The sequence below is a fragment of the Amycolatopsis sp. NPDC051128 genome, assembly GCF_040682715.1.
Classification (GTDB): domain Bacteria; phylum Actinomycetota; class Actinomycetes; order Mycobacteriales; family Pseudonocardiaceae; genus Amycolatopsis.
This window is the reverse complement of the sequence record NZ_JBFBBN010000058.1, coordinates 30,034-46,776: the sequence shown is the minus strand read 5'-3', so window position 1 is coordinate 46,776 and position 16,743 is coordinate 30,034. Positions and strand designations below refer to the sequence as shown.

The window sequence follows — 16,743 nt, the reverse complement described above, 5'->3', positions numbered from 1 at the left end:
CTCTCAGGCGCCGGGCTCCGGGATCGGTCATGGCCTCCTGGTTGCCCGGAGATCGCCGGTTAAACGTCCGGCCGGACGGGGTACTCGGCCCCGGACGGGCGCGCGCGACGAAGGGACGACCATTCATGCGGTTCACCCCACGGGGCACCCGGTTCTTCGACCTGCTCACCGACGCGGCGAGAAACCTGGTGACCGCGACCGCGGTGCTGCGCGACCTGGTGGCGGCCGATCCGGCCGACCGGGAGGCGTTCGCCAAGCGCCTGCACGAGGTCGAGCACCAGGGTGACGAGCTGACGCACACGATCATGGTCGAGCTGAACAGCTCCTTCGTGACGCCGTTCGACCGCGAGGACATCCAGGCGCTCGCCGGGAAGATCGACGACGTGCTGGACTTCATGGACACCGCGGCCGACCTGGCCGTGCTGTACCGCATCGAGGCGTTCCCGCCCGGCACCGACGTGCTGGTCCGGGTGCTGTGCCGGGCGGCGGAGCTGACCGCGTCGTCGATGCCGGGCCTGGCGAAGGTGGGCGAGCTGGAGCCGTTCTGGATCGAGATCAACGAGCTGGAGAACGAGGCGGACCGGGTCTACCGGCGGATACTGGCTCACCTGTTCGAACCGGGCGGCGACGCCCTCGAGGTGCTGAAGACGAAGGAAGTCGTCGAGCAGTTCGAGCTGGCCGCCGACGCCTTCGAACACGTGGCCGACGTGGTGCAGACCATCGCGGTCAAGGAGTCGTAGTGACGGGCACGGCCGCCCTGGTCACCGTGATCGTGCTGACGCTCGTCTTCGACTACACCAACGGTTTCCACGACGCGGCGAACGCCATCGCCAGCGCGGTGTCGACGCGGGCGCTGACCCTGCGCGCGGCGCTCCTGCTGGCGGCGGTGATGAACCTGGCCGGCGCGATGCTGTCCACCGGGATCGCCGCGACGGTGGCCAAGGGCATCATCGACGTCCCGATGGGGCCGGACGCGCTCACGGTGGTCTTCGCGGCGCTGGCCGGGGCGATCACCTGGAACCTGGTGACCTGGTACTTCGGGCTCCCGTCGTCGTCCTCGCACTCGCTGATCGGCGGGATGGTCGGCGCGGCGCTGGCCGCGGCGAGCACCGTGCACTGGGCGGGGATCGCCGAGAAGGTGCTGATCCCGATGGTCGCTTCGCCGCTGATCGGGCTCGTCCTCGGCTACCTGGCGATGGTGGCCGCGCTGTGGCTGCTGCGCCGGGCCAACCCGCACCGCAGTGGCCGGGTGTTCCGCCGGTTCCAGATCGTCTCCGCCTCGGCGCTCGCGCTCGGCCACGGCCTGCAGGACGCCCAGAAGGGGATGGGCGTGATCGTGCTCGCGCTGGTGGCCGCGGGGGAGCAGACGACGTTCGCGGTGCCGATGTGGGTGACGCTGCTGTGCGCGGTGGCGCTGTCGCTCGGCACGTACTCGGGCGGGCTGCGGATCATGCGGACGCTCGGCCGCCGAGTCTTCCCGCTCGACCCGCCGCACGGTTTCGTGGCGGAGTCGGTGGCGTCGTCGGTGTTGTACGTGACGGCGTTCGCGGTGAAGGCCCCGATCTCGACGACGCACGTGATCACGGCGGCGATCATGGGCGTCGGCGCGACCCGGCGGCTCTCGGCGGTGCGGTGGGGGATCGCGCGGGACATCGTGCTGGGCTGGGTGCTGACGTTCCCGGCCGCCGCGGCGGTGGCCGCGGCCGTGTACCTGGTCGCCGACGCGCTCACCTGAGGCGGGTTTGCCCGGCGCCCCGGCGGGAAACCGCCCGGGGACCGGTCGGCGAGCCACGCGGAAAGGGAGAGCCATGAAGGCAGTGACCTGGCACGGCAAACGCGACGTCCGCGTCGAGGAGGTGCCGGATCCCAAGATCGAGGAAGCCACGGACGCGGTCGTGCGGATCACGTCGTCCGGGATCTGCGGCTCCGACCTGCACCTCTACGAAGTGCTCGGCGCGTTCATGACCGAGGGCGACGTCCTCGGCCACGAGCCGATGGGTGTGGTCGAGGAGGTCGGGCCCGGCGTCACGAATCTCAAGCCCGGCGACCGCGTCGTCGTCCCGTTCAACATCTCCTGCGGTCACTGCTGGATGTGCGAACGCGGCCTGCAGTCCCAGTGCGAGACCACCCAGGTCACCGAGCAGGGCAAGGGCGCCGCGCTGCTGGGCTACACCAAGCTCTACGGGCAGGTCCCGGGCGGCCAGGCCGAGTACCTGCGCGTCCCGCAGGCGCACTACGGGCCGATCAAGGTCCCGGACGGCCCGCCGGACGAGCGGTTCGTCTACCTCTCCGACGTCGTCCCGACCGCCTGGCAGGCCGTCGAGTACGCGAACGTCCCGCACGACGGCACGGTCGTCGTCTTCGGGCTCGGGCCGATCGGGCAGATGTGCTGCCGGATCGCGCGGCACCGCGGCGCCGCCCAGGTCATCGGCGTCGACCTCGTGCCGGAGCGGCTGGCCCGCGCCCGCGAGCACGGCGCCACCGCGATCGACACCCGCGACCACAAGGACATCGGCGCCACGATCCGGCAGCTGACGAGCGGACGCGGTGCCGACTCGGTGATCGACGCGGTCGGCATGGAGGCGCACGGCGCGCCCGTCGGCAGACTGGCGCACAACCTGGTCAACATGCTGCCGCAGCCGCTCGCCGCGAAGGTCACCGAGAAGGCCGGCATCGACCGCCTGAGCGTGCTGTACGCCGCGATCGACAGCGTCCGCCGCGGCGGCACCGTCTCGCTCTCCGGCGTGTACGGCGGGATGGTCGACCCGATGCCGATGATGGAGCTGTTCGACAAGCAGATCCAGCTGCGGATGGGCCAGGCCAACGTGCGGCACTGGCTCGACGACATCATGCCGGTGCTCACCGGCGACGGCGATCCGCTCGGCGTCGAGGGCTTCGCCACCCACAAGCTGCCCCTGGAAGACGCGCCCCGCGCCTACGAGATCTTCCAGAAGAAGCTGGACGGCGCCCAGAAGATCCTGCTGCAGCCCACCGCGTAAACCTCTGGAGGAAGTTTCCCTTGCGAGCCGTCACCTCGCTGCCCTACGAAATCACCGAGGAAGACCACGTCCGGATCCCGATGTCCGACGGGACCGTCCTGTCCGCCCGCATCTGGCGGCCGGTCTCGTCGGACACCGAACCGGTGCCGGCGATCCTCGAGTACATCCCCTACCGCAAGCGGGACCTCACCGCGCCCCGCGACTCGATCCACCACCCTTACCTCGCCGGCCACGGCTACGCCTGCGTGCGCGTGGACATCCGCGGCACCGGCGAGTCCGAGGGCGTCCTGGCCGACGAGTACCTCGAACGCGAGCAGCTCGACGCCGAGGAAGTCCTGGAATGGATCGCCGCGCAGCCGTGGTGCACCGGCGACACCGGGATGATGGGCATCTCCTGGGGCGCGTTCGCCGCCTTGCAGGTCGCCGCCCGGAAGCCGCCGAGCCTGCGGGCGATCGTCCTCTCCTCGTTCACCGACGACCGCTTCGCCGACGACATGCACTACATGGGCGGCTGCCTGCTCTCGGACAACGTCGCCGAGTCCGGCACCATGTTCGCCTACGCCACGCTGCCGCCCGACCCGGCGGTCGTCGGGGAGCAGTGGCGCGAAATGTGGCTCGAACGGCTGGAGAACTGCAGCCTGTGGATCGACAACTGGCTCAGTCACCAGCGCCGCGACGACTACTGGCGGCACGCCTCGGTGTCGGAGAACTACACCGACGTCCAGGTCCCGGTCCTGGCCTCGAGCGGCTGGGCCGACGGCTACTCCAACGCCGTGATCCGGCTGCTCGCCCACCTCGACGTGCCGCGGCGCGGCCTGATCGGGCCGTGGTCGCACAAGTACCCGCACCTCGGCGAGCCGGGGCCGGCGATCGGCTACCTCCAGGAAGTCGTGAAGTGGTGGGACCACTGGCTCCGCGGCGAGGAGAACGAAGCCATGGACGGCCCGATGCTGCGGACCTGGATGCAGGAGAGCGTCCCGCCGTCGACGTCCTACGAGGACCGGCCCGGCCGGTGGGTCGGGGAATCCACCTGGCCGTCCCCGCACGTGAAGCCGCAGGAACTGCCGCTGGCCCGGCACCGCCTCGCGCGGCCGGGCGAGGCGGTCGAGGAAGAGGCGCTGACGGTGTCCTCCCCGTTGTCGGTCGGGCAGTTCTCCGGGAAGTGGGCGTCCTACAGCGCCCCGCCCGACCTGCCCTACGACCAGCGCGAGGAGGACGGCGGCTCGCTGGTCTTCGAGACCGACGTGCTCACCGAACGCTGCGAGATCCTCGGCTCCCCGAAGGTGCGGCTGGAGGTCTCGGCCGACCAGCCGGTCGCGATGGTCGCGGCGCGGCTGTCCGACGTCGCGCCGGACGGGCGCGCGACGCGCGTCACCTACGGGCTGCTCAACCTGACCCACCGCGACGGACACGACGAGCCGGCGCCGATGGAGCCCGGGACGCGGTACGCGGTCGAGATCGAGCTGAACGCCGTCGCGCAGGCCTTCCCCGCGGGGCACCGGATCCGCCTGTCGCTGTCGACGTCGTACTGGCCGCTGGCCTGGCCGCCGCCGACCCCGGCGCTGCTGTCCGTCCACACCGGACACAGCGCGCTCGAGCTGCCGGTCCGCCCGGTCGCCGAGCCGGACGAGCTGCCGGCCCGGCCGTTCGGGGAACCCGAAGGCGCGCCGCCGATCCCGGTGACCGCGCTGACGCCGGGGGAGCAGCGCTGGACCGTCTCGCGTGACCTCATCGGCTACCGGTCGGCGCTGGACATCGTGAAGAACGCCGGCACCGTGCGCTTCGACGACCTCGACCTGGAGGTCACCCGCGACGTCCGCGAGTGCTACAGCTGGGTCGCCGACGACTTCTGCTCGCCGGTGGCGGAGACCGAGTGGGATGTCACCTTCGCCCGCGGCGACTGGCAGGCGCGCAGTGAAACCCGCACCCGGGTGTCCTGCACCGACACCGAGTTCATCGTCGACGCGCAGCTCGACGGCTACGATGGCGCCCGCCGGATCGTGTCCCGCAACTGGCACCGGCGGATCCCGCGTGACCTGGTCTGAGTTTCAGCCCGAGCGGCTCCGCTCGCTGGGCGGCCCGGGCCACCAGTCGCAAGCCTGACCAGCCGGGAGGCCGGAGTGAGTACGGAAGCCTTCGACGCCGTGGTGATCGGCGCCGGGCACAACGGCCTGGTGGCGGCGAACCTGCTGGCCGACGCGGGCTGGTCGGTGCTCGTGCTGGAGGCGACGGCGAGTCCCGGCGGGGCGGTGCACACCGCCGAAGTGACCGAACCCGGCTTCCGCAACGACCTGTGCAGCTCCTTCTTCCCGCTCACCGCGGTGTCCCCGGTGATCCGGGGCCTGCGGCTGGAGGAGCACGGCCTGCGCTGGCGGCATGCCCCCGAGGTGCTCGCGCACGTGCTGCCCGACGACCGGTGCGCGGTGCTTTCGCGTGACCTCGACCGCACCGCCGCGTCCGCCGACGAGTTCGCGCCCGGCGACGGCGACGCGTGGCGGCGGCTGTCCGGCCAGTGGCAGGAGATCCGCGAGCCGCTGCTCGACGCGTTGTTCACGCCGTTCCCGCCGGTCCGCCCGGCGCTGCGGCTGCTGCGCCGCACCGGGACGGCCGACGCGCTGCGCCTGGCCAGGATGCTGACGTTGCCCGCGCGCCGGTTCGGCGACGAGCTGTTCACCGGCGAGGGCGCCAAGCTGCTGCTGGCCGGGAACGCGGCGCACAGCGACCTTTCGGTGGACAACGCGGGCAGCGCGGTGTTCGGCTGGCTGCTGGCGATGATCGGGCAGGACACCGGCTTCCCGGTGCCCGAGGGCGGCGCGGGGGAGCTGACGGCGGCGCTGGTGCGCCGCCTGGAGGCACGCGGCGGGACGGTCCACTGTGGACGTCCGGTGGCCGGGGTGCTCGTCGGCGGCGGACGGGCACTGGGGGTCCGCGACGGCGCGGGCGACCCGGTCCGGGCGCGCAAGGCCGTGCTTGCCGACGTCCCGGCGCCGGTGCTGTACGGCGAGCTGCTCGCGGCGGAATGGCTGCCGTCCCGGCTGCTCGAAGACCTCGGCCGGTTCGAGTGGGACAGCGCGACGGTGAAGGTGGACTGGGCGCTGTCCGGGCCGGTGCCGTGGACGGCCGAAGGCGCGCGCGGTGCGGGGACGATCCACCTCGGCTCGGACCTGGACGGCCTGTCGGCGTTCGGCGGCGAACTCGCCCGCGGCCGCACCCCGCGGCGCCCGTTCCTGCTGTTCGGCCAGATGACCACGAGCGACCCGAGCCGTTCGCCGTCGGGCACGGAGGCGGCGTGGGCGTACACGCACGTGCCGCGCGGGACGATGGCGAGCCGGGCCGCGCTCGACCGGCGGGTCAAGCGGATCGAGGAGACGGTCGAGGCGAACGCGCCCGGGTTCACCGACCTGATCAAGGCCCGGTACGTCCAGGGCCCGATCGAGCTGGCGGGCCACAACCCTGGCCTCGTCGGCGGTGCGATCAACGGCGGCACGACGGCGATCCACCAGCAGCTGTTCTTCCGCCCGGTGCCGGGCACGGGCCGGTCGGACACCCCGGTGGACCGCCTGTACCTGGCGGGCGCGTCGGCCCACCCGGGCGGCGCGGTGCACGGCGGCCCGGGAGCGAACGCCGCCCGGGCGGCGCTGGCCCGGTCGGGCCCGCTCGGCGGCGGCTACGCGGCGGTGATCCGGGCGGCGCACCGCGCGGTCTACGGCTGACCTGCTGCGCTCTGCCGGGCACCGCTTCGGGAGGGTGTCCGCGGGTCAGGGCTCGGGGTGGCCGGTTTTCGCGTTGGCGTGCTTGCCCGTGGCCAGGTCGGCCAGCCGGGCGAGGGACTCGGTGTTCCGCGGCTTCACGAAGAGCGCTTGCAGCGCCGCCGGCAGCACCTTGCCGGGGCCGCGGATGATGTGCTCCGTCATCCGGACCAGCGTCTTCCCGTCGCCGTGCGGTACCAGGGTGAGGGCGACCGCCGCGGCGCCGAGCGGCCGGCCGCGTGCCTCCAGTGACAGCGACAGGCCCGGTTCCATCGCCCTGACCACGGTGACGTCCTGGATGTGCAGCGGCCACGGGCCCACGCTGTGGTGGACCCGCGCGCCCACCGCGGGCCAGTTCTCGTCGACGTCGCGGATGTGCGAGCTGCCGACCACCCAGCCGGCGTAGAGCCAGCCGTCGGCGAGCACGGCGAACACGGCGTCGGGCGGCACGTCGACCACGCGGCTGACCTCGGTCACGGCTTCCTCCTGCTCTCGGCGTGAGAAAGGAATACCCCGCCGCGGACCGGGGTATGCCCCGTCCGCGGCGACGAGCAGGGAGATGATGCCGGTGAGCACGCAGGCGAAAGAACCCGATGGACCCGGTGAACTGCCCCGGCGATCGTGGTGGGGCGTCCTCAAACGCACCGTCAAGCAGTTCAACCGGGACGGCTTGACCGACTGGGCCGCGGCGCTCACCTACTACGGCGTGCTGTCGATCTTCCCCGGCGTGGTGGTGCTCACCGCGCTGCTGGGCCTGCTCGGGCCGAGCACGATCCAGACGGTGATCGACAACATCAACCAGGTGGTTCCCGGCCAGGGCAAGGACATCCTGATCGGGGCGATCCGCGAGCTGGCGGGTTCGCGCGGGCTGGCCGGGCCGCTGGCGATCCTCGGCCTGCTCGGCGCGCTGTGGTCGGCGTCGGGCTACATCGGCGCGTTCATGCGGGCGAGCAACGCCATCTACGGCATGCCGGAGGGCCGTCCACTGTGGAAGGTGCTGCCGCTGCGGGTGCTGCTGACCGTCGGCATCGTGCTGCTGCTGGCGCTGTGCGCGCTCGGCGTGGTGGCGACCGGCACGGTCGCCCGGCGGCTCGGCGACCTGATCGGGCTCGGGTCGACCGGGGTCCTGGTGTGGGACATCGCGAAGTGGCCGGTGATCGCGCTGCTCGTCAGCCTGGCGTTCGCGCTGCTCTACTGGGTGGGGCCCAACGTGCGGCAGCCGGGGTTCAAATGGCTGACTCCGGGCGGCCTGCTGGCGGTCGTGCTGTGGGTGCTGGCGTCGGGGGGATTCGCGTTGTACGTCGCGAACTTCGGGTCGTACAACAAAACCTACGGTTCGCTGGCGGGCGTGATCGTCTTCCTTGTATGGTTGTGGATCTCGAACCTCGCCGTGCTGCTGGGGGCCGAACTGGACGCCGAGCTCGTCCGCGGCCGGGGGCTCGAGGCGGGGCAGGACAGCGAAGACGAGCCGTTCCTGCCACCACGGGACACGGAGGCGATGGACGCCGACGAAGCCGCGGAAGTGGCGAAGGGGACCGAACGGAGTTGAGCGGATGGCCTGCCGGATCACCGAACTCGTGCTGGAGTGCCGTGACCCCGACCGGCTCGCGGAGTTCTGGTGCCCGGTGCTCGGCTACGAGGTGGTCGGCCACGAGCCCGACGGCCTCGAGCTGGGCCCGCCGGGTGTCCGCTTCGGCGACGGCCCGCCGACACTGGTGCTGGCCCGGACGGACCAGCCCCGCCCGGGCAAGCTGCCGCTGCACCTGGACGTCAGCCCGGCCGGCTGCGACCAGGAGACGGAGCTGGCCCGCCTGACGGCCCTGGGCGCGCGGCCGGCGGACGTCGGCCAGGACGGCACCGAGTCGTGGGTGGTGCTCCAGGATCCGGAAGGCAACGAGTTCTGCCTGCTGCGGACGGACGTCGGCGCCGCCTGACCGAGGCGGGCAGCAGCCGCCGCCCTTCAGTCGCTTTCGGCCGCGCAGCGGCGCCACCGCACGTGGTCACCGGCCGGGTCGGCGTGCCAGACCGCCGTTCCGGAGTCGGACTCCCAGGTCGGCACGAGCCGTCCCGTGACGACGTGGCCGCGGGCCACCCGGCCGAACAGCTCGACGCCGTCCGCGCGGCGGGCGGCCGGGATCCAGGCGGGGAACCGGGTGCGGGGCAGTTTCCGCTCGATCCACTCCCGCGCGGAGCCTTCGCTGCCGTGCTCGGACTCGACGATGCTCGACACCGGGCCGCCGCCGACGACGGCGAGGCCGATCGACGCGCGCCAGCGCACGGGGGAGCCTTCGGGATTCATCCTGTCCAGGCTCCCGGACGAGCGGGTCCGCGGGCCAGTACACGTTCGGATGGATCGACGTTCACTCACCGTGCCCCCTGTCGCTCTGTGGAGCGTCCGCACGCCGGGAGTGTTCCTCTCCCGGGCGATGTTCAACCACGCCCGGCGTCAGGAGCGGGCCAGCAGCCGGGCGCAGGCCTTCTCCAGCACCGCGCGCGACTCGTCGCCGTCGAGCCGCCCCGCCCGCTTCAGCGCCGCGGCGATGGTGTGCTCATCGCGGTAGGCCGCCACCAGCCGCGGGTCCACATAGGATGAACGACACACCGCCGGGGTGTTGCCCAGTGCCTTCGACACCTCGCGCATCACCTGCGCTTCCGCGCGCTTCCGGGCGGTCTCGGACGTCGGCGGGTCCGCCGCGGCGAACGCGGTCGCCGCCAGCACCGTCGCGTTCCAGGTCCGCAGGTCCTTCGCCGTGCAGTCCTCGCCGGCCAGCTCTTTGAACCGTTCGTTGATGTCGGTCGCGTGGACCTCGTGCCACGTCTTGCCCTCGCGGTAGACCAGCAGCCGGTCGCTGTCCGGTTCGCTCCGCAACAGCGACTTCATCACCGAAGCCAGCGCGGGGTCCCGGATCGCCACCTCGCGGTCCAGGCTGCCCTTGGCGACGTAGCAGAACCGGCACTCGTCGCCGCGGACCGCGGCGTGCTCCCGCAGCAGCGTCGCGACGCCGTGGGTGCCGTTCTCCTCCGCGTACTCTTCGCCGCCGGTGCGGAAGATCCCGCGGTCGAGCATCCGCAGCGCCGCCGCGAGCACCCGCTTCCGGGTCAGGCCGCGCCCGGCCAGGCCGGCCTCCACCTCGGCCCGCCACGCCGGCAGCCGGCGCGCCATCGCGAGCACGCGGTCGTGCTTCTCCTCGTCGCGGTCGCGGCGCCACTGCTCGTGGTAGAGGTACTGGCGCCGCCCCGCGTCGTCGGTCCCGACGGCCTGGACGTGCCCGTTCGGGTGGGGGCAGATCCACACGTTCCGCCAGGCGGGCGGGATGACCAGGCCCGTGATCCGGTCGAGCGTCTCCGGGTCGGTGACCGGCTCGCCGTCGGGCGTGGCATAGGAGAACCCCCGGCCGCGGCGGATCCGCCGGATGCCGGGACCGCGCAGGTCACTGCGCCGGAGCCGGGTGCGTCCCACTGTCGTGAAATACCCGCCCCGCGTACCGGGAAACCATGGTCGTCGCCGAGGCGTCCGGCCGGCTCACTCCGGACCACGGCGCAGCGGACGGACCGCCGGGCCCTGCACGACTTCGCCGTCCACGCCGAACCGGGATCCGTGGCAGGGGCAGTCCCAGGTCTTTTCCGCGTCGTTGAAGGAAACCAGGCAGCCGAGGTGCGTGCAGTGCGCCCCGACCGTGTGCAGCTGCCCGGCTTCGTCGCGGTGGGCGGCGACGAGCTCGCCGCCCACCCGGACGACTTCGGCCTCGCCGGGCTGGAGGTCGTCGAGCTTCTCCGAGCGCCACAGCGCGGCCACGTGGTCGCCGACGAGGTACCGCGCGACGGTGAGGTTGTCCTGGGCCAGGCCGAGCACCGAGCGGCTGTCGAAGCGGTTGGGGTCGAACAGGTCCGTGGCCGGGTGCGCCCCGCCGAGGATCCGCGCGGCGAGAATGTGCCCCGCGGCCGTGCCGCCGGTCATGCCCCACTGGCCGAACCCGGTGGCCACCCACAGGTTCTTCGTGCCCGGCAGGTACCGGCCGACGTACGGCATGCTGTCCACTGTGGACATGTCGTGCGCGGACCAGCGGTGGGTCACCCGGTGCAGGCCCGCGTGCGCGTCCGCCCAGTCCGCGAGCCGCCGGTACCGGCGTTCGACGTTCACGTGCGCGCCGACGCGGTAGTGCTCGCCGCCGGCGATCACCATCGGCGTGCCCCGCTCGGTGTAGCCCCGCACGGAGTGGTGCGTGTCGGCGTCGAGGAACATGCCCGCGGGCGGGACGTTCCCGGCCGCCGGGCCCGCGACGACGAGGTCGCGCACCGGGTCGAGCCGGGCGAAGTACAGGCCGCGGTCGAGCACGGGGTAGTGGGTCGCGACCACCACCTCGCCCGCCACGACGTCGCCGCGCGAGGTGCGGACGGTCTGCCCGTTCAGCGCGGTCGCGCGGGCGTGCTCGACGATGGTCCCGCCCGCCCGCTCGATCTCGTCGGCCAGGCCGAGCAGCCACCGGCGTGGGTGGAAGTGCGCCTGCCCGGTGGTCCGGACCGCGCCGAGGGCCGGGACGTCGAGCGCGACCTCTTCGGTGAACGTCGCCGGCAGGCCCGCCGCGGCGGCGGCTTCGGCCTCCTGCTTCAGCGAGTCCACTGTCTTCTCTCGCGTCGTGTAGACGTAGCTGTCGGCGCGGGTGAAACCGCAGTCGATCTCGAGTTCGGCGGCCGTGGCGGCGATCCACTCGCCCGCCGCCGTCTGGGTCTCGGCGTAGGTCTTCGCGGCTTCGGCGCCGTGCCGGGACGTCAGCTCCGCGTACTTCGCCCCGTGCTGCGCGCTGACCTTCGCGGTGGTGTGGCCGGACACCCCGGCGGCGACCCGCTCGGCCTCCAGCACGACGACCGAGCGGCCACCGCGGGCGAGCAGCAGGGCGGTGGTGAGCCCGGCGATGCCCGCGCCGAGCACCACGACGTCGGCGGAGCCGGGCACCGGCACCCCCGTGCGGTCGGGGGCGGGTGCGGTCTCCACCCAGAGCGAAAGCGGTTCGGGCAGCGCTGTCATGGCGGCTGGATTCCCGCTCACGGGCCGGGCAAACCGGCCGTCTGGCCTGTTTCGCGGGTTCCATGCGCCGGGTAGGCCTTGCGGTATGAGTACCAACATTTTCGTGGTCGGCTTGGACGAGGAGAACCGGCGGGTGCTGGACCGCCTGCCGGAGGCGGAGAACTACCGGTTCCACGGGCTGCTGAGCCCCGAAGAGCTGCAGCACGGCGAAATCGACTTCGAAGCGCTCCTGAAGACGGCGCAGCACCAGCTCGACGCGTTCGACGGCGACGTCGGCGCGATCGTCAGCTACTGGGACTTCCCGGCCGCGACCCTCGTGCCGATCCTGTGCGCCCGGTACGGCCTGCCCAGCGTGTCGCTGGAGGCGGTGCTGAAGTGCGAGCACAAGTACTGGAGCCGCCTCGAGCAGAGAAAGGTGATCGACGAGCTGCCGGAGTTCGGCATCGTCGACCTCGACGGCGAGCGGCCCGGCCCGCCGGCGGGCGTCGGCTTCCCGATGTGGCTCAAGCCGGTCAAGTCGTTCTCCTCCGAGCTCGCCTTCAAGGCCGGGAACGAAACCGAGTTCGCCGACGCCGTCGCCGAGATCCGGGACGGCGTCGGCCGGGTGGGGGAGCCGTTCGGCTACGTCCTCGCACAGGTGCAGCCGCCGCCCGAGATCGCGGAGGTCGGCGGCGCGGCGTGCCTGGCCGAAGCGGCGCTGCACGGGGTCCAGGCCGCCGTGGAGGGCTACGTGTACCGGGGCGAGGTCGTCGTCTACGGCGCCCTCGACTCGATCAACTACCCGGACAGCTCGTCGTTCCTGCGCCACCAGTACCCGTCGCAGCTGCCCGACGAGCCGGTCCGGCGGATGCGCGACGTGGCCGAGCGGGTGATGAAGCAGATCGGCTTCGACAACGGCACCTTCAGCATCGAGTTCTTCTGCGACCCGGAGTCGGGCCGGGTCTGGCTGCTGGAGATCAACCCGCGGCACTCGCAGTCGCACGCCGAGCTGTTCGAGTTCGTCGACGGCGTCGCCAACCACGAGATCATGGTCCGCCTCGGCCTCGGCCAGGACCCCGGGCGCCGTCCCCACCAGGGGAAGTACCAGATCGCCGGGAAGTGGTACCTGCGCCGGTTCGCCGACGGCGTCGTGACGCGCGTGCCGACCGCCGAGGAGATCGCGGCGGTCCAGGAGCGCGTCGACGGCACGCAGATCGAGATCGTGCCGGAGGCGGGGCAGCGGCTGTCCGACCTGCCGGAGCAGGACAGCTACAGCTTCGAGCTGGCGCACCTGTTCGTCGCGGCGCGGACGGAGGACGAGATGGTGCGGAAGTACCAGGCGTGCGTGGACGCGCTGCCGTTCGAGTTCGACGAGGCGTGAGCCGAGACCGCTGGTGATACCCGAAAAATCGGCGGCTGTCGTCCACGGCCCCACGCCGCGTGACTACTCCCAGCGCACCCCGAAGAAGATGAAGGCCGCGCCCCGCCCCCCCGCCGCGCCCCCCCCCCCCCCGCGGGGGCCGCCGCCCCCCCCCCCCCCCCCCCCCACCCCCGGTTTTCGGGTCCCGGCTTCCGCGTCAGCCCGACTGCGGGTCGCTGTCGTCGTGCTCGTCGCCGCTCGACGTACCCTGCTCGCCGCGCAGCGTTTCGCGCTGCGCTTCCGGTGAGCCGCCGTGCGGGTCTTCGCCCTCGGCAGGCTCGGTCGGGTGCTGGGTGCGGTCCTCGGATGTCATCTCGCGGCCTCCTTCGGGGGGTCCTTGCGTCGGCCGGATACCCCACCTCGGCCGGATCAACCACCCGCGGTTGATCCGTTTGCGCCGATCTTCGCCGGGTAGCCGGGGGCGACGCGGTTGTCCGCCGGCGATCGCGCCGGGACCGCGGGAGGTGAAGGAGACCGAGATGACCACGTCGGCGGAACCCGTCCGCCCGGGCCCCTTGGCCGCCCGGCCCGTAGTCCATCCGTCCGCGCCGGCCGCGCCGCGGCTGCTCCGGCTGCCCGGCGTCTACCGTCCGCAGGAGGACACTGCCCTGCTCACGGCGGCGATCGGCGATCTGGCGATCCCGTCCGGCGCGCGGGCCCTCGACCTGTGCACCGGCACCGGCGCGCAGGCGATCACCCTCGCCCGGCGCGGTGCGGCGACCGTGCTGGCGGTGGACCTTTCGCGCCGGGCGCTGGTTTCGGCCCGGCTGAACGCGCTGGTCCGCCAGGTCGCGGTGCGCCCGTGCCAGGGCGGCCTCACGAGAGCGCTGGAGGAAGGCCCGTTCGACATCGTGGTCGCCAACCCGCCGTACGTGCCGTCCCCGGCGCCGGCGATCCGGTCCACCCGGGGCTGGGACGCGGGCCCGGACGGCCGCGCGGTGCTCGACCCGCTGTGCGCGGCCGCGGGTTCGCTCCTGCGTCCGGGCGGGACGCTGCTGCTCGTGCAGTCGGCCATGTCCGATGTGGACAAGTCACGGGAACTGCTGGCCGCGCGGGGACTGCGGACGTCGGTGGCGCGGCGCGCCCGGATCCCGTTCGGCCCGGTCCTTTCCGGACGGACGGAGTTCCTCGAGGCCGCCGGCCTGATCGAGCCCGGCCGCCGATGGGAAGAGCTGGTGGTGCTCCGTGCCGACCGCTGACCGCCGCCCCCGCCGGGTGACCGTCGTGCCGGGCGGGCCGGTCCTCGTCGAAGGACCGGTCGAGCTGTGCACGCCGGAGGGTGAAGTCGTGAGGTCCGATCGGTTCCTGGTCGCGGTGTGCGCGTGCCGGCGGAGCAAGCGGTTCCCGTTCTGCGACACCAGCCACCGCAAGCGGGTCCGGGCTCAGTCCGACGGCAGCGGCTGACGCAGCGAGGAGCGCCCCGCGCGCCAGCTGTCGAGCAGCTGCTCGCCGAAGCGGCACTCCAGGAACTCCGTCGCCTGGATGCCGAACACGACGTCGGCGGCCAGCTCGGGCTCCTGCTCGAGCAGGTCGCCGAGCACCTCGTGCCGCATCACCTGCTCGTGGACGGCGTCGGCTTCGATGTGCTCCGTGTAGAAGAACCGGCACGCCTCCGGCGCGGCCAGCCGCCGGAGGGCCTGGTCCATCCGCTGGGCGGACGGCGCCGTCGTGATCTCCGCCGCCGCGAAGTGGCCGCACAGCGCGCCTCGCAGCGATCGGTGCAGGCCGAACAGCGACATCATGTTGACCACCGCCAGCATCGAACCCGGTGCGTGGTCGATCAGCTCCAGGTAGCCGTCCGGCAGTCCCGCCGCGCGCAGCAGGTCGGCGTACAGGCGCGCGTGCACGTACTCCGCGCGGCCGCCGCCGAACTCGTCGAACTCCACGGCCACCAGCGCGGCCTTGGCCCGGCCGCGCAACCGCGGGATCACCCACGCGTGCGGGTCGGCTTCCTTGTGGTGGTACACCGACCGGTGGACGAAGTACTCCCGCACCTGCGCCCAGTCGCCGTGATCGCGCAGGAAGTGCGAGACCCCTTCGGCGTCGAGCGGTTCGACGAGCAGCCCGTCGAGCTCGCCGGCGACGTCCTCGCCGCCCGCCACGTTTTCCCGCAGCGCCGTGAGGAACCGCGACTCCAGCGCGCCGCGCAGGCGCAGCAGCTCCGGGTCCCACTCCCAGCCGGCCGACACGCCGGGCAGCCCCTGGTAGTGCAGCTCGTAGCACAGGTGCAGGGCGAGCTGGAGGTCGTCGCCGAGCGGGTCCGCGTCGGCCAGGCCGTCGAAATCGAGGTCCGCCCGCCGCTGGTGGAGGAGCGTTTCCCGGACCGCTTCCGACAGCGGGCCGCGGGCGGCCGGCAGGGTGGCCGCCGTGGCGGCGGAGGTCGTCATGCCCGGGGACTACCCCGTGAGCAGCGTTCCATGCCCCACGGGCACGGTTCGCGCGGTGAGCCACCGCACCGCGGCCGCCGTCCCGCGCCCGGCCACCGCCCGTTGCTGCACGGATCCGGTGCCGTCGGCGCGCAGAGCGGCGACGAGGGCCTGGACCTCGGCCAGGTCACCGCTTTCGTCGAGGGCCGTCCGGACGTGCGCCAGCAGGTCTTCGACCAGGGACCACGCCGGCCGCCGCGTCTCTGCCGCGGCGTCCACGAGCTGCCCGGTGAGGCCGTGGCGCGCCGCGGCCCACACCGCCGCCGCGGCCACCTGCGGGGACAGTGGCGCCGCTTCGCGGCCCTGGTCGAGGTCGCTCAGCGCCCGCCGCACCAGTGCCCGGCTGAGCAGGGCCTGCAGCACGGCGTGGTCGACGGTCAACGCGGTGTCGGCGACCCGGAACTCGACCGTCGGGAACCGGCCGGACGGACGGGCGAGCCAGAACGTCTGGTCCGGGTCGACGAGCACGCCGCACTCGACCAGCGTCGCGACGGCCTGCCGGTACTCGTCGTGCCCCCGCAGGTGCGGTGCGATGCCGGCACCGGGGAAACGGGACTGCAGGACCATCCGCCAGCTGTGGTAGCCGGTGTCGCGCCCGTGGTCGAACGGCGCGTTGACCGACAGCGCGAGCAGCGTCGGCAGCCAGGGGCCGAGGTGGTTGACGACGGCGACCGCGCTGTCACGGTCGGCGACCCCGACGTGGACGTGGCAGCCGCAGGCCTCGTAGTCGGCGACCACCGCGCCGTACGCGGCGTCGATTTCGGCGTACCGGCCCGTGTCCGCGGGTGGTGGCGCGGCCGGACCCGGCCCGATCGGGGTGCCGGTGGCCAGCAGCGCGCAGTCCTCGGCCGCCGCGGCCCCGGCGAGCACGCGGCGGGCCGTGGTCAGCTGCTCACGCAGCTCCTTGGCGGTGGCGCAGACGCCGCTGGCGGCTTCGATCTGCGTGAGCCGCAGTTCGCGGTGCACCTTGACGCCCTCAGGGAGCGGGCCGTGGTGGCGGTACCGCGCCAGCACCGGCTCCGCGCACGGCGACGCGTGCCCGGTCCGGGGATTCACGAGGAGGAACTCCTCTTCGACGCCCATCGTGGGCGGGCCGTCGGGCATGGGGGGCTCCTTCCGCGCGGTCGCCCGCGGCGGGTACCCG

General features: G+C 73.0%; 17 protein-coding genes. 10 read left to right on the top strand and 7 right to left on the bottom strand.

Going from position 1 to position 16,743, the window contains the following annotated elements; translation table 11 throughout:
• Positions 1–125 precede the first annotated feature (125 nt).
• The 5 genes from AB0M82_RS38820 to AB0M82_RS38800 all read left to right on the top strand — a co-directional run bounded on the left by AB0M82_RS38820 (position 126) and on the right by AB0M82_RS38800 (position 6,712).
• The gene (locus AB0M82_RS38820; RefSeq protein WP_364733277.1) at positions 126–740 is read left to right on the top strand and encodes a DUF47 family protein; all 615 of its coding nucleotides are present in this window, start codon (positions 126–128) and stop codon (positions 738–740) included.
• Positions 740–1,735: an inorganic phosphate transporter gene (locus AB0M82_RS38815; protein WP_364733275.1), complete on the top strand. Its 996-nt coding sequence runs from the start codon at positions 740–742 to the stop codon at positions 1,733–1,735. The genes AB0M82_RS38820 and AB0M82_RS38815 overlap by 1 nt, the downstream gene beginning before the upstream one ends.
• Before the next feature lie 73 nt (positions 1,736–1,808).
• Positions 1,809–2,999, top strand: coding sequence for a zinc-dependent alcohol dehydrogenase (locus tag AB0M82_RS38810; protein ID WP_364733272.1), 1,191 nt, complete (start codon positions 1,809–1,811; stop codon positions 2,997–2,999).
• Between the two features lie 20 nt (positions 3,000–3,019).
• Positions 3,020–5,044 carry a CocE/NonD family hydrolase gene (locus AB0M82_RS38805; protein ID WP_364733270.1) on the top strand — a complete coding sequence of 675 codons (2,025 nt, stop codon included), beginning with the start codon at positions 3,020–3,022 and terminating at the stop codon, positions 5,042–5,044.
• Between the two features lie 75 nt (positions 5,045–5,119).
• A complete protein-coding gene (locus AB0M82_RS38800; RefSeq protein WP_364733267.1) occupies positions 5,120–6,712 on the top strand; it encodes an NAD(P)/FAD-dependent oxidoreductase in 1,593 nt (530 codons plus the stop codon).
• Positions 6,713–6,757: 45 nt separating this feature from the next.
• Here AB0M82_RS38800 and AB0M82_RS38795 read toward each other — a convergent pair whose 3' ends face one another.
• The gene (locus tag AB0M82_RS38795) at positions 6,758–7,225 is read right to left on the bottom strand and encodes an SRPBCC family protein (RefSeq protein ID WP_364733265.1); all 468 of its coding nucleotides are present in this window, start codon (positions 7,223–7,225) and stop codon (positions 6,758–6,760) included.
• 85 nt (positions 7,226–7,310) lie between these two features.
• On the opposite strand from AB0M82_RS38795, the gene AB0M82_RS38790 reads away from it, so the two are divergent.
• Both AB0M82_RS38790 and AB0M82_RS38785 read left to right on the top strand, forming a co-directional pair.
• The gene (locus AB0M82_RS38790) at positions 7,311–8,297 is read left to right on the top strand and encodes a YihY/virulence factor BrkB family protein (protein WP_364733263.1); all 987 of its coding nucleotides are present in this window, start codon (positions 7,311–7,313) and stop codon (positions 8,295–8,297) included.
• A gap of 4 nt (positions 8,298–8,301) precedes the next feature.
• On the top strand, positions 8,302–8,682 hold the full coding sequence (locus AB0M82_RS38785) for a VOC family protein (RefSeq protein ID WP_364733261.1): 381 nt from the start codon (positions 8,302–8,304) through the stop codon (positions 8,680–8,682).
• A gap of 26 nt (positions 8,683–8,708) precedes the next feature.
• Here AB0M82_RS38785 and AB0M82_RS38780 read toward each other — a convergent pair whose 3' ends face one another.
• From AB0M82_RS38780 to AB0M82_RS38770, 3 genes are all read right to left on the bottom strand, one after another.
• The gene (locus AB0M82_RS38780) at positions 8,709–9,047 is read right to left on the bottom strand and encodes a hypothetical protein (protein WP_364733259.1); all 339 of its coding nucleotides are present in this window, start codon (positions 9,045–9,047) and stop codon (positions 8,709–8,711) included.
• A gap of 147 nt (positions 9,048–9,194) precedes the next feature.
• On the bottom strand, positions 9,195–10,208 hold the full coding sequence (locus AB0M82_RS38775; protein ID WP_364733256.1) for a DNA topoisomerase IB: 1,014 nt from the start codon (positions 10,206–10,208) through the stop codon (positions 9,195–9,197).
• Positions 10,209–10,271: 63 nt separating this feature from the next.
• Positions 10,272–11,774 carry an FAD-dependent oxidoreductase gene (locus AB0M82_RS38770; RefSeq protein WP_364733253.1) on the bottom strand — a complete coding sequence of 501 codons (1,503 nt, stop codon included), beginning with the start codon at positions 11,772–11,774 and terminating at the stop codon, positions 10,272–10,274.
• An 85-nt stretch (positions 11,775–11,859) separates the two neighbouring features.
• Here AB0M82_RS38770 and AB0M82_RS38765 point away from each other — a divergent pair, with 85 nt between their 5' ends.
• Positions 11,860–13,134: an ATP-grasp domain-containing protein gene (locus AB0M82_RS38765; RefSeq protein ID WP_364733250.1), complete on the top strand. Its 1,275-nt coding sequence runs from the start codon at positions 11,860–11,862 to the stop codon at positions 13,132–13,134.
• A 196-nt stretch (positions 13,135–13,330) separates the two neighbouring features.
• On the opposite strand, the gene AB0M82_RS38760 is transcribed toward AB0M82_RS38765, so the two are convergent.
• Entirely contained in the window at positions 13,331–13,486 is a 156-nt protein-coding gene (locus AB0M82_RS38760; protein ID WP_364733247.1) for a hypothetical protein, read from the bottom strand.
• Positions 13,487–13,652: 166 nt separating this feature from the next.
• On the opposite strand from AB0M82_RS38760, the gene AB0M82_RS38755 reads away from it, so the two are divergent.
• Both AB0M82_RS38755 and AB0M82_RS38750 read left to right on the top strand, forming a co-directional pair.
• Positions 13,653–14,372 (top strand): methyltransferase, encoded by a 720-nt coding sequence (locus AB0M82_RS38755; RefSeq protein WP_364733244.1) that lies wholly within the window; start codon positions 13,653–13,655, stop codon positions 14,370–14,372.
• Positions 14,359–14,577 carry a CDGSH iron-sulfur domain-containing protein gene (locus AB0M82_RS38750; RefSeq protein WP_364733241.1) on the top strand — a complete coding sequence of 73 codons (219 nt, stop codon included), beginning with the start codon at positions 14,359–14,361 and terminating at the stop codon, positions 14,575–14,577. The genes AB0M82_RS38755 and AB0M82_RS38750 overlap by 14 nt, the downstream gene beginning before the upstream one ends.
• Here AB0M82_RS38750 and AB0M82_RS38745 read toward each other — a convergent pair.
• Together AB0M82_RS38745 and AB0M82_RS38740 are read right to left on the bottom strand one after the other, a co-directional pair.
• Entirely contained in the window at positions 14,556–15,560 is a 1,005-nt protein-coding gene (locus AB0M82_RS38745; protein ID WP_364733238.1) for an iron-containing redox enzyme family protein, read from the bottom strand. The two genes, AB0M82_RS38750 and AB0M82_RS38745, sit on opposite strands and share 22 nt — an antisense overlap.
• Before the next feature lie 9 nt (positions 15,561–15,569).
• Complete coding sequence (locus AB0M82_RS38740) at positions 15,570–16,703, bottom strand: glutamate--cysteine ligase (RefSeq protein WP_364733235.1); 1,134 nt, start codon at positions 16,701–16,703, stop codon at positions 15,570–15,572.
• Positions 16,704–16,743: the final 40 nt, after the last annotated feature.